Source organism: Streptomyces sp. YPW6 (assembly GCF_018866325.1).
Lineage (GTDB): Bacteria > Actinomycetota > Actinomycetes > Streptomycetales > Streptomycetaceae > Streptomyces.
In genome coordinates, this window is sequence record NZ_CP076457.1 from 6,541,995 (window position 1) to 6,555,895 (window position 13,901).

The 13,901-nt window shown below is 72.5% G+C and carries 12 protein-coding genes; 7 read left to right on the forward strand and 5 right to left on the reverse strand.

Translation table 11 applies throughout. The annotated features are described in order from the left end of the window. Positions 1-15: 15 nt before the first annotated feature. A complete protein-coding gene (locus KME66_RS28700) occupies positions 16-945 on the forward strand; it encodes a diacylglycerol kinase (RefSeq protein ID WP_216327531.1) in 930 nt (309 codons plus the stop codon). A gap of 45 nt (positions 946-990) precedes the next feature. Further along, positions 991-3,831: a DEAD/DEAH box helicase gene (locus tag KME66_RS28705; protein ID WP_216327534.1), complete on the forward strand. Its 2,841-nt coding sequence runs from the start codon at positions 991-993 to the stop codon at positions 3,829-3,831. Between the two features lie 140 nt (positions 3,832-3,971). Here the strand turns inward: KME66_RS28705 and KME66_RS28710 are convergent, their stop codons facing one another. Beyond that, on the reverse strand, positions 3,972-4,409 hold the full coding sequence (locus KME66_RS28710; protein WP_216327537.1) for an SPW repeat protein: 438 nt from the start codon (positions 4,407-4,409) through the stop codon (positions 3,972-3,974). 227 nt (positions 4,410-4,636) lie between these two features. Beyond that, positions 4,637-5,284: a fasciclin domain-containing protein gene (locus KME66_RS28715; protein WP_073222108.1), complete on the reverse strand. Its 648-nt coding sequence runs from the start codon at positions 5,282-5,284 to the stop codon at positions 4,637-4,639. Between the two features lie 334 nt (positions 5,285-5,618). On the opposite strand from KME66_RS28715, the gene KME66_RS28720 reads away from it, so the two are divergent. From KME66_RS28720 to KME66_RS28740, 5 genes are read left to right on the forward strand one after another with little or no spacing between them, the layout of a single operon-like run. Further along, positions 5,619-6,893 carry an NAD(P)/FAD-dependent oxidoreductase gene (locus KME66_RS28720; RefSeq protein WP_216327555.1) on the forward strand — a complete coding sequence of 425 codons (1,275 nt, stop codon included), beginning with the start codon at positions 5,619-5,621 and terminating at the stop codon, positions 6,891-6,893. Further along, positions 6,890-7,612, forward strand: a complete 723-nt coding sequence (locus KME66_RS28725) for a DUF1365 domain-containing protein (RefSeq protein WP_216327558.1) — start codon at positions 6,890-6,892, stop codon at positions 7,610-7,612. The genes KME66_RS28720 and KME66_RS28725 overlap by 4 nt, the downstream gene beginning before the upstream one ends. Further along, positions 7,609-8,874, forward strand: coding sequence for a cyclopropane-fatty-acyl-phospholipid synthase family protein (locus tag KME66_RS28730; RefSeq protein WP_216327561.1), 1,266 nt, complete (start codon positions 7,609-7,611; stop codon positions 8,872-8,874). Before KME66_RS28725 ends, KME66_RS28730 begins: the two co-directional genes overlap by 4 nt. Further along, complete coding sequence (locus KME66_RS28735; protein WP_216327563.1) at positions 8,871-10,223, forward strand: cyclopropane-fatty-acyl-phospholipid synthase family protein; 1,353 nt, start codon at positions 8,871-8,873, stop codon at positions 10,221-10,223. The genes KME66_RS28730 and KME66_RS28735 overlap by 4 nt, the downstream gene beginning before the upstream one ends. Further along, on the forward strand, positions 10,220-11,023 hold the full coding sequence (locus KME66_RS28740; protein ID WP_073222124.1) for a DUF1295 domain-containing protein: 804 nt from the start codon (positions 10,220-10,222) through the stop codon (positions 11,021-11,023). Before KME66_RS28735 ends, KME66_RS28740 begins: the two co-directional genes overlap by 4 nt. Positions 11,024-11,084: 61 nt before the next feature. On the opposite strand, the gene KME66_RS28745 is transcribed toward KME66_RS28740, so the two are convergent. Genes KME66_RS28745 through KME66_RS28755 form a run of 3 tightly spaced genes read right to left on the reverse strand, consistent with a single transcriptional unit; the run spans position 11,085 to position 13,827 of the window. Beyond that, complete coding sequence (locus KME66_RS28745) at positions 11,085-12,455, reverse strand: deoxyribodipyrimidine photo-lyase (protein WP_216327566.1); 1,371 nt, start codon at positions 12,453-12,455, stop codon at positions 11,085-11,087. Positions 12,456-12,493: 38 nt separating this feature from the next. Continuing rightward, the gene (locus KME66_RS28750; protein ID WP_073222129.1) at positions 12,494-13,246 is read right to left on the reverse strand and encodes an anti-sigma factor; all 753 of its coding nucleotides are present in this window, start codon (positions 13,244-13,246) and stop codon (positions 12,494-12,496) included. Further along, a complete protein-coding gene (locus tag KME66_RS28755; RefSeq protein WP_073222133.1) occupies positions 13,243-13,827 on the reverse strand; it encodes a sigma-70 family RNA polymerase sigma factor in 585 nt (194 codons plus the stop codon). The genes KME66_RS28750 and KME66_RS28755 overlap by 4 nt, the downstream gene beginning before the upstream one ends. Between the last annotated feature and the right edge of the window lie 74 nt (positions 13,828-13,901).

The window sequence follows — 13,901 nt, forward strand, 5'->3', positions numbered from 1 at the left end:
GTAGGGTCCGGAAGGGTGACCAGCGAGATCACCCTCTTCGTCAATCCCACCGCGGGACGCGGCCGGGGCGCGCACGCCGCGCAGCCGGCCGCTTCCGCGTTGCGGGACGCCGGATTCTCCGTCCGTACGGTGCTGGGCGAGGATGCCGACGACGCCCTGCGCCGGGCCCGCGAGGCGGTGGCGGCGGGGACCGGAGCGCTCATAGCCGTCGGCGGGGACGGGCTGATGTCCCTCGCCCTCCAGGCCGTCGCCGGGACCGGCACCCCGCTCGGGGTCGTCGCCGTCGGCACCGGCAACGACTTCGCCCGTGCGCTGGGCCTGCCGGTCCGCGACCCGGCCGCCGCCGGACGGCTGGCCGCTCGGGCCCTGAAGGAGGGCGGCGACCGCGCGATCGACCTGGGGCGGGTCGGGGACCGCTGGTTCGGCTCCGTCCTCGCCTCCGGTTTCGACTCCCGGGTCAACGACCGGGGCAACCGGATGCGTTTCGTCGGCGGCCGGTTCACGTACGACCTCGCGATCCTCGCCGAACTGGCCGCCTTCAAGCCGATCCCGTACCGGATCCGGCTCGACGGGGGCGAGGCCGCCGACATCGAGGCCACCCTCGTCGCGGTCGGCAACGGCACCACGTACGGCGGAGGCATGCGGATCTGCGCCGACGCCGAAATGGACGACGGGCTCTTCGACGTGACCGTGGTCGGGGAGTGCACCCGCACCGAGCTGCTCAAGGTGTTCCCGAAGGTCTACCGGGGCACGCATCTGGGCCACCGGGCCGTCACGGTGCACCGGGTCTCCTCGATCGAGCTGGCGGCGGCCGGGATCACGGCGTACGCGGACGGTGAACCGATGGGCGCGCTGCCGCTCACCGCCACCTGCGTACCGGGAGCCGTGCGGGTGCTCACCGGGCACCGACCGGGGGCCGCCGGGTCGAAGGCCCGGGCGAATTAAAGATCCGGCTGACTGTCGGAGGTGGCGGGTAGGCTCGTAGCCAAGATGACAGAGGACCTCTCACCAGCTGAGCGATACCAGGCATCCCGCGCCCGTGCGGCCGAGATGGCGACGGCCCTCGGGCCCTTCCGGGAGATGTACGACTTCGGCCTGGACCCGTTCCAGATCGAGGCCTGCCAGGCCCTGGAGGCGGGCAAGGGGGTGCTGGTCGCGGCGCCCACCGGATCGGGCAAGACGATCGTCGGCGAGTTCGCCGTGCACCTGGCCCTGGAGCAGGGCCGCAAGTGCTTCTACACCACGCCGATCAAGGCGCTCTCGAACCAGAAGTACGCCGACCTGGTCAAGCGGTACGGCGCGGACAAGGTCGGTCTGCTGACCGGCGACAACAGCGTCAACTCCGAGGCGCCGGTGGTCGTGATGACCACCGAGGTCCTGCGGAACATGCTGTACGCGGGCTCCCAGTCGCTGTCCGGCCTCGGCTACGTGGTCATGGACGAGGTGCACTACCTCTCCGACCGTTTCCGGGGCGCGGTGTGGGAGGAAGTGATCATCCACCTCCCCGAGTCGGTGACGCTGGTCTCCCTCTCGGCGACCGTGTCCAACGCGGAGGAGTTCGGCGACTGGCTGGACACCGTGCGCGGCGACACCGAGGTCATCGTCTCCGAGCACCGGCCGGTGCCACTCTGGCAGCACGTGATGGCCGGACGCCGGATGTACGACCTCTTCGAGGAGGGGACCGACCACGGCGGCCGGGGCGCCGGACGCCGCGAGGTCAACCCGGATCTGGTCCGGCTCGCCCGCCAGGAGAGCCAGAACACCTACAACCCCCGGGACCGCCGCCGGGGCAAGATGGTGCGCGAGGCCGACCGCGAACGCGAGCGCCGGCAGCGCGGCCGGATCTGGACGCCCGGCAGGCCCGAGGTCATCGACCGGCTGGACAACGAGGGGCTGCTCCCCGCGATCACGTTCATCTTCAGCCGGGCGGGTTGCGAGGCCGCCGTCCAGCAGTGCCTGTACGCCGGACTCCGGCTCAACGACGAGGACAACCGCCGGCTGGTCCGCGAGATCGTCGAGGAGCGGACCGCGTCCATCCCCGGCGAGGACCTCCATGTCCTGGGCTACTACGAATGGCTCGAAGGGCTGGAACGGGGCATCGCCGCCCACCACGCGGGCATGCTGCCGACGTTCAAGGAGGTCGTCGAGGAGCTGTTCGTCCGGGGCCTGGTGAAGGCCGTCTTCGCCACCGAGACCCTGGCGCTCGGCATCAACATGCCCGCCCGCTCGGTGGTGCTGGAGAAGCTCGTCAAGTGGAACGGCGAGCAGCACGCCGACATCACCCCCGGCGAGTACACCCAGCTCACCGGCCGGGCCGGACGCCGCGGCATCGACGTCGAGGGCCACGCGGTGGTCCTGTGGCAGCGCGGCCTCGACCCGACGGCGCTGGCCGGCCTCGCCGGGACGCGGACATATCCGCTGCGCTCCAGCTTCCGGCCCTCGTACAACATGGCGGTCAACCTGGTGCAGCAGTTCGGGCGGCACCGGTCGCGCGAGCTGCTGGAGACCTCGTTCGCCCAGTTCCAGGCGGACAGGTCCGTCGTCGGTATCTCCCGGCAGGTGCAGCGCAACGAGGAGGGCCTCGAGGGCTACAAGGAGGGCATGACCTGCCACCTGGGGGACTTCGAGGAGTACGCGCGGCTGCGGCGCGACCTGAAGGACCGGGAGACGGAGCTGGCCAAGCAGGGCGCGGCCCAGCGGCGGGCCGCGGCGGCCTCGTCCCTGGAGAAGCTGAAGCCCGGCGACGTCATCCACGTCCCGACGGGCAAGTTCGCGGGACTGGCGCTGGTGCTGGACCCGGGGCTGCCCGCCGGGCGGGCCAACGGGCACCGCGGCTTCGACCACCACGACGGGCCGCGGCCGCTGGTGCTGACGGCCGAGCGGCAGGTCAAGCGGCTGGCCTCGATGGACTTCCCGGTGCCGGTCGAGGCGCTGGACCGGATGCGCGTTCCGAAGTCGTTCAACCCGCGCTCGCCGCAGTCCCGGCGTGATCTGGCCTCCGCACTGCGGTCCAAGGCTGGGCACATCGTGCCCGACCGGCACCGCAGGGGACGGGCGCCGGCCGCCGACGACCGCGAGATCGCCCGGCTGCGCACCGAGCTGCGCGCCCACCCCTGCCACGGGTGCGACGAGCGGGAGGACCACGCCCGGTGGGCCGAGCGCTACCACCGGCTGCAACGGGACACCCGGCAGCTGGAGAAGCGGATCGAGGGGCGGACGAACACGATCGCCCGGACCTTCGACCGGATCGTCGCGCTCCTCACCGAGCTGGACTATCTCCGGGGCAACGAGGTCACCGCCAACGGGCGGCGGCTGGCCCGGCTCTACGGCGAGCTGGATCTGCTGGCCAGCGAGTGCCTGCGCGAGGGGGTCTGGGAGGGGCTCAACCCCGCCGAGCTCGCCGCGTGCGTCTCGGCCCTGGTCTACGAGGCGCGGCAGGCCGATGACGCGGTCGCGCCCAAGCTGCCGTCCGGGCCCGCCAAGGTCGCCATGGGCGAGATGGTGCGGATCTGGGGTCGGCTGGACGCACTGGAGGAGGACTTCAAGATCAACCAGGCGGAAGGGGTCGGGCAGCGCGAGCCCGATCTGGGCTTCGCCTGGGCGGTCTACATGTGGGCCTCCGGCCGGACGCTGGACGAGGTGCTGCGCGAGGCGGAGATGCCGGCGGGGGACTTCGTGCGGTGGTGCAAGCAGGTGATCGACGTGCTGGGGCAGATCGCCGCGGCGGCGCCCCGGGACGCGGGGGAGGGGGCCTCCAGCGTGGCGAAGAGCGCGCGCAAGGCGGTGGACGCCGTGCTGCGGGGCGTGGTGGCGTACAGCTCGGTGGGGTGAGCGGGGGCCTGGCGGGGAGCGGGGCGTCTGCGGCGGGCTCGTTCCGCCGCCCGCCCCCTCCGGGAACCGGGGAGCGGCCCCGGACCCCGCCCCTCAGGCACCGGAGGGGCGGGGAAGGGGGCCGGGGCCGACCGGGTCGGTCACGTGCTGCGGGTTCTCATCGCCGCTCCTGCGCAGACCATGCCCAGCAGGACCGTCAGTCCGCCGACGATGATGTTGTTGATCACGATTCCGGCGTCCGGGCTGGTGCCCACCACCCAGGTCGACACGATGATCCACGCCCCGATGGCGCAGATCGCCCAGCTCAGGCCGTACATGCGCTCGGGCATCACGGTGAAGCCGAGAGCCAGTACCGCGATCGCGATACCCATCACCAGGTTGTGCGTGACCAGAGCCGGCTGGCTCGCCGTGAAGTGGAGCACCCACGGCGAAACGGCGCAGTAGAGGCCGACGAGGAACACCGGCGCGTCCACCAGCGCCACATCGCGGCCGCCCATCACGCGGTCGTACCGTGCACGCATCTCGGAGGCGTCGGGGTGGCCCGACAAGTCACTCCTCGCGTGTGAGACGTTGCTCATGAGATTTCGTCTCCTTCGGTCCTGCGGGCCCCGCCGCCGTGCGGATGGATGCGGCAGGCACCCTTCTCTCTTCCTCTCCATGGTGCGCTTATCCGGTGCTTATGTGTACATTTCCGGCGATATTTTCGGTGGGATTCTCAGTCGGTCCCACCCGCGCACGACGAGGGGCGGACGGCCACGGTGCACGTGGCTGCCCGCCCCTCGTCGATGGGGGAACCGGTGGAGGACTACTGCGGCGGCATCAGGACCGTGTCGACGATGTAGACCGTCGCGTTGGCGGTCTGGACGTTGCCGCAGACGACCTTGGACGAGTCGTTCACGGTGTACTCCGTGCCCGAGCCGGCCGTCGTCAGCTTGCTCTTCTCCAGGGTGTCGAACGACCCCTTCTCCAGCTGCTGCGGCGTCAGCTTCTCGCCCACCACGTGGTAGGTGAGGACCTTCGTGAGCTCGGCCTTGTCGGCCAGCAGCGCGTCCAGGTCGGCCTTCGGGATCTTCGCGAAGGCGTCGTTGGTCGGGGCGAACACCGTGATGTTCTCGGCGTTGTTGAGCGTGTCGACCAGACCGGCCTGCTTCACGGCGGCCACCAGCGTCGACAGCGCCTCGTTGTTCGAGGCGGCCGTGGCGACCGGGTCCTTCGCCATGCCGTCGAACGAACCCGCGCCCTCCTTCGGCACCGACGAACAGGCCGGGCCGAACGGCTCGTTCATGGTCGCCGAGTCATCGGCCGAGGGGCTCGCCGGTGCGGACGCGCTGGCGCTGGAGCCGGCCGCCGAGTCCTTGGAGGAGTCGTCCGACGAGCAGGCGGCCAGCGCCAGCGGCAGCACGGCTGCTGCGGACACGGCTACGGCTGCGCGGCGGAAAAGGAGGGTGTTCATGGTGTTTCTCCTGGATCGGAAGTTTCGTGCGGAGAGAGGGAGGCCCGGGCGGCGGGCGCCCGTCCGGGAGGCCGCGGTCCCGCGGCTCCCACGGCACGCGCCGAGCGCGACCGCCGGGGCGGATACGCCACGGCCGTCCGTACGCCGGTCCGGCTCTTCTCTCACGCAAGGGGTTCGGCGCCAGGGCGGCCGGCGGATTGGTCGGCGGTTCCTCATTCACCCGTTCGGAGCAGATCCGGTGATCGACCAATCCGCTCGGCCACCGGCCACGAATGCCACCTGAGGGGCGCTCCCGTAGTGCTCCGACCAGGTGTGAGGACCGGAGGGAGCCGGAATGGCAGGGGCACGGCGGCGGACGGCCGTGGTGGGAGCCGGGGTGGCGGGACTGACCGCCGCACATGTTCTCCGCGACGCTCATGAGGTGACGCTGTACGAGGCCGACGACCGCGTCGGCGGCCACGCCCACACCCACGATCTGGCCGCGTCCGACGGCCGGGTGCACCGCGTCGACTCCGGGTTCATCGTGCACAACCGGCGGACCTACCCCCACCTGTTGCGGCTCTTCGACGAACTGGGCGTCGCCACCCAGGAGTCCGAGATGTCCATGTCCGTACGGTGCGAGGGCTGCGGTCTGGAGTACGCCGGGGCCCGGGGTCCCGCCGGGCTCTTCGCGCAGCCGCGCTCCGCCGTGCGCGGCCCCTATCTGCGGATGCTCGCCGAGGTGCCGCGCTTCCACCGTGCCGCCCGGGCCCTGCTGGCGCTGCCGGAGAGCGACGGGAGCGGCATGACGCTGGGGGAGTTCGCCCGGCGCGGGCGCTTCTCGCCGTACTTCCACGCCCACTTCCTGACGCCCGTGGTCTCCGCCGTCTGGTCCTGCGACCCGGTCACCGCCCTGCGCTATCCGGCCCGCTACCTCTTCCGCTTCCTCGACCACCACGGCATGCTCACCATCGGCGACTCGCCGGTCTGGCGCACCGTCACCGGCGGATCGCGCTCCTACGTCGACCTCGTCGTCAAGCAGCTCGCCGCCGTGCACACCTCGACCCCGGTGCGCGCCGTCACCCGGCACGCGGACGGGGTCGACATCACCACCGAGGACGGCACGACCACCCCGTACGACTCCGTCGTTATCGCCACCCACCCCGACCAGGCGCTGCGGATGCTCGCCGACCCGACCGACGCCGAGCGCGCCACGCTCGGCGCCTTCCGGTACTCCCGCAACCCGACCCTGCTGCACACGGACACCACGCTGCTGCCGCGCGCCCGAGGGGCCAGGGCCTCCTGGAACTACCTGATGCCCTCGTGCGCCGCCGACGCCGACCGGGTGACCGTCAGCTACGACATGAACCGGCTCCAGCGGCTCGACGCCCCGGACACCTTCGTCGTCACGCTGAACGGCGCCGACCGGGTCGACCCGGACACCGTCCGCGCCCGCATGGTCTACGAGCACCCCGTCTACACCCCGGAGTCGGTCGCGGCCCAGGCCCGGCTGCACACCCTGTCCGGTCCCGTCACCGCCTACGCGGGGGCGTACCACGGCTGGGGCTTCCACGAGGACGGCTGCCGCTCGGGGGTCGAGGCCGCCGCCGCCCTGGGGGTGCGGTGGTGAGCGCCCTCTACCCGTGCACGATCACCCACGTACGGAACCGTCCGACGAAGTACGCGTTCCGGCACCGGACCTATCTGTGGCTGATCGACCCCGACCGGCCGCCCCGGCTGCCGCGCGCCCTGCGACCGCTGGCCCGGTTCGACGCCCGCGACCACTTCGGCGGCACCGCCCCCACCATCCGGGCCGGTCTGGAGCGCTTCCTGCGCGCCCGGGGCGTGGAGCTGGGCGACGGCACCGTCACCATGCTCACCCAGGCCCGGGTGTTCGGGTACGTCTTCAACCCGATCACCGTCTACTGGTGCCACCGCGCCGACGGCAGTCCCCTCTGCGTCGTCGCCGAGGTGCACAACACGTACGGCGGACGCCACGGCTACCTTCTGCAGCCCGACGGGAAGGACCGGGCCGTCACCGGCAAGGAGTTCTACGTCTCCCCGTTCTTCCCCGTGGACGGCGGCTACCGGATGCGGCTGCCCGAGCCAGGATCCCGGCTCGACCTGAGCGTCCGTCTGGAACGCGAGGGGGCCCGCCCGTTCACCGCGACCGTACGCGGCGCCCGGCGCCCGGCCACCCCCCGGGAACTGGTCCGTCTCGCCCTGCGCCACCCCCTCTCCACCGTCCTCGTCTCCGCCGCGATCCGCCTGCACGGCATCCGGCTCTATCTGCGCGGGCTCCCCGTGCAACCCCGTCCCCCGCACCGCACTCAGGAAGGCATGCAGTGACCGCTCCCACCTCGGCGCTGCCGGCAGAGCACATCCCCGGGACCGACCCGGAACGCTGGCCCGACATCGTCACCCCGCCCCGGGCCTCCCGCGCCCGGACCGCCGTCGCCGAACGCATCGTGCGCCATGCGCTCGGCAAGCTCCCCCTGCGCGCCCGGCTCGCGGGCCGGGACGACATCGGCCTCGGCGGGCCGCTCATGGACATCCGTGACCCCGACGCCTTCTTCCGGCGGATCGGAGCGAGCGGGCTCATCGGCTTCGGCGAGTCCTACATGGCCGGCGAATGGGACGCTCCCGACCTCGTCGCCGTGCTCACCGTCCTCGCCGACAACGCGGCCGAACTCGTCCCCGGGCCGCTGCAGCGCCTGCGCGGGCTCTGGCACCTGCGCAGGCCCGCCGCGCAGATGAACACCCCCGAGGGCTCCCGGGACAACATCAGCCACCACTACGACCTGTCCAACGACCTGTTCGCCCTCTTCCTCGACGAGACGCTCTCCTACTCCTCCGCCGTCTTCCGCGGCTTCCCCGCCGAACACGACCTGCTGCCCGCCGCCCAGCACCGCAAGATCGACCGGCTCCTCGACGCCGCCGGGGTCACCGACGGCACCCGCCTGCTGGAGATCGGCACCGGCTGGGGCGAACTGGCCATCCGCGCGGCCGCCCGCGGCGCCCGGGTCACCACCGTCACCCTCTCCGCCGAACAGCGCGAACTGGCCCGGACCCGCATCCGCGAAGCCGGGTTCGAGGACCGCGTCGAGGTCCGGCTGAGCGACTACCGCCACGTCACCGGCGACTACGACGCCATCGTCAGCGTCGAGATGATCGAGGCGGTCGGCGAGGAGTTCTGGCCGGTCTACTTCCAGACCCTGGACCGGCTGCTCGCCCCCGGCGGCCGGGTCGCCCTCCAGGCCATCACCATGCCCGACGACCGGCTGCGCGCCAGCCGCTCCACGTACACCTGGATCCACAAGTACATCTTCCCCGGCGGACTGCTGCCCTCCACCGAGGCGGTGGAGCGGGTCACCACCGAGCACACAAGGCTGCGCACCACCCAGCGCACCCGGTTCGGCGCGCACTACGCGGAGACGCTCCGGCTGTGGCGCGAGCGGTTCACCGAGCGGGCCGCCGAGGTCGACGCCCTCGGCTTCGACGCCGTCTTCCGCCGCATGTGGACCTTCTACCTCGCCTACTCCGAAGCGGGCTTCCGCTCCGGCTATCTCGATGTGCAGCAACTGCTGCTGACCCGTGAGGAGACCGCGTGACCACCTCCGCCACCAGGCCGCCCGCCCGGCGCACCCCGACCGGGGCCGCCCAGCGCGTCGAACCGCTGATCGAGCGGTTCCTCGGCGGCGGACTGCCGGTCCGGGTACGGATGTGGGACGGCAGCGAGACCGGGCCCCGCGATGCCCCCACCGTCCATGTGCGGACCCGCCGGGCCCTGCGCCGCCTGCTGTGGGCGCCGGGCGAACTCGGCCTCGCCGAGGCCTACATCACCGGTGACATCGACCTGGACGCCGACCTCGGGGACGGGCTGCGCGCCATGCGCCGTGCCGTACGCGAACGCGGCCTCACCGCGCCCGCGCCCGCCTTCGCCGACCGCGTCAAGGCGGCCGGCCTGGCTCTGCGCCTCGGTGCGGTCGGCCCCCGCCCGCCGGTGCCCGCGGCCCGCGCGGGGCTCCGCGGAGAGCTGCACAGCAAGGCCCGCGACCGGGCCGCGATCAGCCACCACTACGACCTGTCCAACGCCTTCTACGCCCTGCTCCTCGACGAGACGATGGCGTACTCCTGCGGCTACTGGACCAGCGACGCCCCCGGCTACGGCCCGGCCGACGCCCAGCGCGACAAGCTGGAGCTGATCTGCCGCAAGCTCGGACTGCGGCCCGGCGCACGGCTGCTGGACGTCGGCTGCGGCTGGGGTTCGCTGACCCTGTACGCGGCCGAGCACCACGGCGTCCGCGTCACCGCCGTCACCCTCGCCGCCGAACAGGCCGCCCACGTACGGCAGCAGGTCACGGAACGCGGTCTCGACGACCTCGTCGACGTGCTGAACATCGACTACCGCGACATCGCGGAGCGGCCCGGAACCCTGGGCGTGTACGACGCCGTCTCCACCATCGAGATGGGCGAGCACGTCGGGGACGCCGAGTACCCGGCGTTCACCCGGATCCTGCACGACGTGCTGCGCCCCCGCGGCCGGGCCCTGGTCCAGCAGATGTCCCGGGGAACGACCGCCCCCGGCGGCGGCGCGTTCATCGAGTCCTACATCGCCCCCGACATGCACATGCGGCCGCTCGGCGAGACCGTCGGCCTCCTGGAGGGCGCCGGTCTCGAAGTCCGGGACGTCGAGTCGCTGCGCGAGCACTACGTACGGACCGTGGAGGCGTGGCGGCACACCCTGGAGGACCGCTGGGCGGAGTTCGTCGCCATGGTGGGGGAGGAGACCGCCCGAGTGTGGCGGCTCTACCTCGTCGGCGGCGCGCTCGCGTTCGAGGAGCGGCGGATGGGCGTCGACCAGATCCTGTCCGTACGGCCCGACCCGGTCGGCTCCGCCGCGATGCCCGCCACCCGGCGTGACTGGTACACACCGGCCGGGCCGCGGGAGGAGCGATGAGCGGCTTCTCCTGGGCCGCGTTCGCGAGCGGACTCGCGGGCGCGGCCGTCGCCGCCCTCGCCGTCATGCTCGTCACCTTCGCCGTCGCCCTGCGGAAGGGCGTGCACCGGATCGTCGACGTCGCCTGGGGCATCGGGTTCGCCGCCGTCGCGCTGGTCTCCTACGGGCTCTCGGCGGGCGAGGGCGACGACGCCCGCCGACTGCTCGTCACCGCGCTGACGGTCATCTGGGGGCTGCGCCTCGCGATCCACATCGGGCGGCGCGGGAAGGGCCACGGTGAGGACCCGCGCTACGAGAAGATGCTGGCCAAGGCCCCCGGCAACCCCCAGCTGTACGCCCTGCGCAAGGTGTACCTGCTCCAGGGCGCGCTGGTCTGGCTGATCTCGCTCCCGGTCCAGGCCGCCCAGTACCTCACCGCGCCGCTCGCCCTGTGGGCCTGGGCGGGGGTGCTGCTGTGGGCGGTCGGGCTGGCCTTCGAGGCGATCGGTGACGCCCAGCTCGCCCGGTTCAAGGCCGACCCCGCGAACAAGGGGAAGATCATGGACCGGGGACTGTGGTCCTGGACCCGCCATCCGAACTACTTCGGCGACTTCTGCGTCTGGTGGGGACTCTTCCTCTTCGTCTGCCAGGCGCCGGCCGCCGCTGCCGCCACCGTCGTCGCCCCGCTGGTGATGAGCTTCCTGCTGACCAAGGGCAGCGGCGCGGCCCTGCTGGAGCGTCATATGGCCGACCGGCCCGGGTTCGCCGAGTACCGGGCCCGGACGAGCGGCTTCTTCCCGCGGCCGCCGCGTCGGGCGTGAGTACCCGGAAGGGTCTGTTCCGCAGCCGCGCGGAACAGGCCCTTCCGGGTGGTCGTACGGGTCAGTCCAGGCCCCGCGCACGTTCGAAGCGGGACCGGGCCTCGGCCAGGTCCACCACCGGGTCGGGATAGTCGATCGCCGCCCGGTCCAGGCCCTCCAGCTTCCACGGTTCGTGGATGGCGGACCCCTCCACCTCCGCCAGTTCCGGCACCCACCGCCGTACGTAAGCGCCGTCCGGGTCGAAGCGCTTGCCCTGGATCACCGGGTTCAGGACCCGGTTGGGGCGGGTGTCCGTGCCCGTGCCCGCCACCCACTGCCAGTTGAGCTGGTTGTTCGCCACGTCCCCGTCGACCAGCAGGTCCAGGAAGTGCCGGGCGCCGACCCGCCAGTCCACGTACAGCGTCTTCGTGAGGAAGCTCGCGGCCAGCATCCGGCCCCGGTTGTGCATCCAGCCCTCGTGCGCGAGCTGCCGCATCGCCGCGTCCACCAGCGGGTAGCCCGTCCGCCCGGACTTCCAGGCGTCGATCTCGTCGGCGTCGCCGCGCCAGCGGTCGTGGCGCGGCCGGTAGTCGGACCAGGCGGCGTCGGGCCGGGCCGCGAGGACCTGGTGGTGGAAGTCGCGCCAGGCCAGCTGCCGCACGAAGGCCTCGCCGCCGGCGCCGCCCTTCTCCCGTGCCCGGTTGGCCAGTTCGGCGGCGGAGACCGTACCGAAGTGCAGATGCGGGGAGAGCCGGGACGTCGCGTCGCCGGCCAGGTCGTCGTGGCCGTCCTCGTAGTCGGCCATGGGGCCGTGGAGCCAGGACGTCACCAGCTTGCGGCCCGCGTCCTCGCCGCCCCGGGCGAGGCCGGGGGAGAGGTTCTTGACGGCGTCCCGGTCCGGGAGCGCGTCGCCGGACACCCCGTCGGGCACCCGGACCGTGCGGGGAGCGGCCAGTGTGCCCCGTACTCCCTCCGCCTCCCAACGGCGGAAGTACGGGGTGAACACCGCGAAGTGGTCCTTGCCGCCCGTCGGGACCACCCGGCCCGGAGCGAGCGCGGTGACCACCGCGTCATGGACGCGCAGCTCGCAGCCGGTGCCCGCGAGGGCCTCCCGGATGCGTTCCTCGCGTTGTGCCGCGTACCCGCTGACCCCGGCGGCGATGTGCACGGACCGCGCCCCGGCCTGCTCGACGACCCGCTTCACCTCGCGGGCCGTCCCGCCCCGGCGGACGACCAGCCGCCCGTCGCGGTCGCGGAGCCCGGAGTCCAGGTCCGCCAGGCAGTCCGCGAGGAACGCCAGCCGGTTGGGCGCGTCGAAACCGGCCCGGTGGACGGCGTCGTCCCGCACGAACAGCGGGACGACCTCGTCCGCGTCCCGCAGGGCGGCACGCAGCACCGGATTGTCGTGCAGACGCAGGTCGGAGGTGAACAGCACCACCGCGACACTACTCATGGAACATGTGCTCCCTTGCGGTACTCGTGGGCGGTACGTCAGGCGGTCGGGAAGTCCATCAGCGCCACCGGGGACGAGGTCGGTTCGGCGGAGCCGCCGGCGGGCTCGACCGTGATGCCCATCCCGGACGCCTGGTCCACCGGCCCGTCCAGCAGGACCGCGTCGTCGCTCGCCCGCGGGTCCATCAGCCCGGCCGAGCGCATCGTGCCCTCGTCGTTGAACCAGATCTGGTAGACCTTGCCGCTCGGCGGTGGTGCCATCCCCGAGGCCAGGAACACCGCGCGGTTCTGGCTCTGCGAGACGACGACGGTGCCGCGCGCCCCACCCGTCAGCTCGCCCGACGAGGTCCTCGCGTCCGGGGCCGAGAGCACCTGTGCCAGCTCCTCGTTCTGCCGCTGGGCCTGGTTCGCCTCCTGGCGCGCGTCCTGCGCCAGCTGGTTCTGCCAGACCGCGACCCCGCCGAACGCGGCGGCCGCCGCGACGCAGGCGGCGAGCGCGTAGCCGTACCACCGTCCGGTGCGCCCCCGCCCGCCGGTCCGTTCGCGCCTGCCGTGCGCCGGAGCCTCCTGGCGTACGGTCGTGATCTCCCGCAGCACCCTGTCGCGCAGGTCGCGCGGCGGGGTCTCGGCGACGGCGAGTCCGAGCCGGGCGGCGGTGGCCGACAGCTCCCGCACCTCCTGGGTGCAGGCCTCGCAGTCCTCCAGATGCCGTTCGAACGCCCGCTGTTCGGACTCCGGCAGCGCATGCAGGGCGTAGGCCCCGGTCAGCGTGTGCAGTTCGGCCGTGCTCATGCGCTCACCCCCAGGCAGTCGCGCAGCCGGATGAGGCCGTCGCGGAGTCGTGTCTTGATGGTGCCCAGCGGCACGGAGAGGAGTTCGGAGACCTCACGGTAGGTCAGGCCCCGGTAGTAGGCGAGGGTCACCGACTCCCTTTGCAGCTCGGACAGGGTGCGCATGCACCGCCGCACCTGTTCTCTCTCCAACCGGGTCTCGACCTGCTCGGACACCTCGTCGAAGGCGGGCGTCCGCTCCAGCAGTGCCGCCTTGTGCTCCCGGGCGGCGGCGGCCTCGGCCGAGCGGACCCGGTCGACGGCCCGGTGGTGGGCCAGGGTCAGCACCCAGTTCATCGCGCTGCCCCGGGAGGCCTGGAAGCGGGGCGCGGTGCGCCACACCTCCACCAGCACCTCCTGCGCGACCTCCTCCGACTGCGCGGGGTCGCGCAGCACGCTGCGCACCAGACCGAGCACGGGCCCGCTCACCGCGTCGTACACCGAGGCGAACGCTTCCTGGTCGCCCCGCGCGACCCGCACCAGGAGTTCCTGGAGATCGGGACCGGGTGAGGGCACCCCACTGATGTGTACGGCTTCCTTCACGCGGGTTCCTTCCGGGGCGATCGTCGGTTCCGCACTTCATTCGGAGCCGGACGCCATGTGGATTGGTCGAGTGT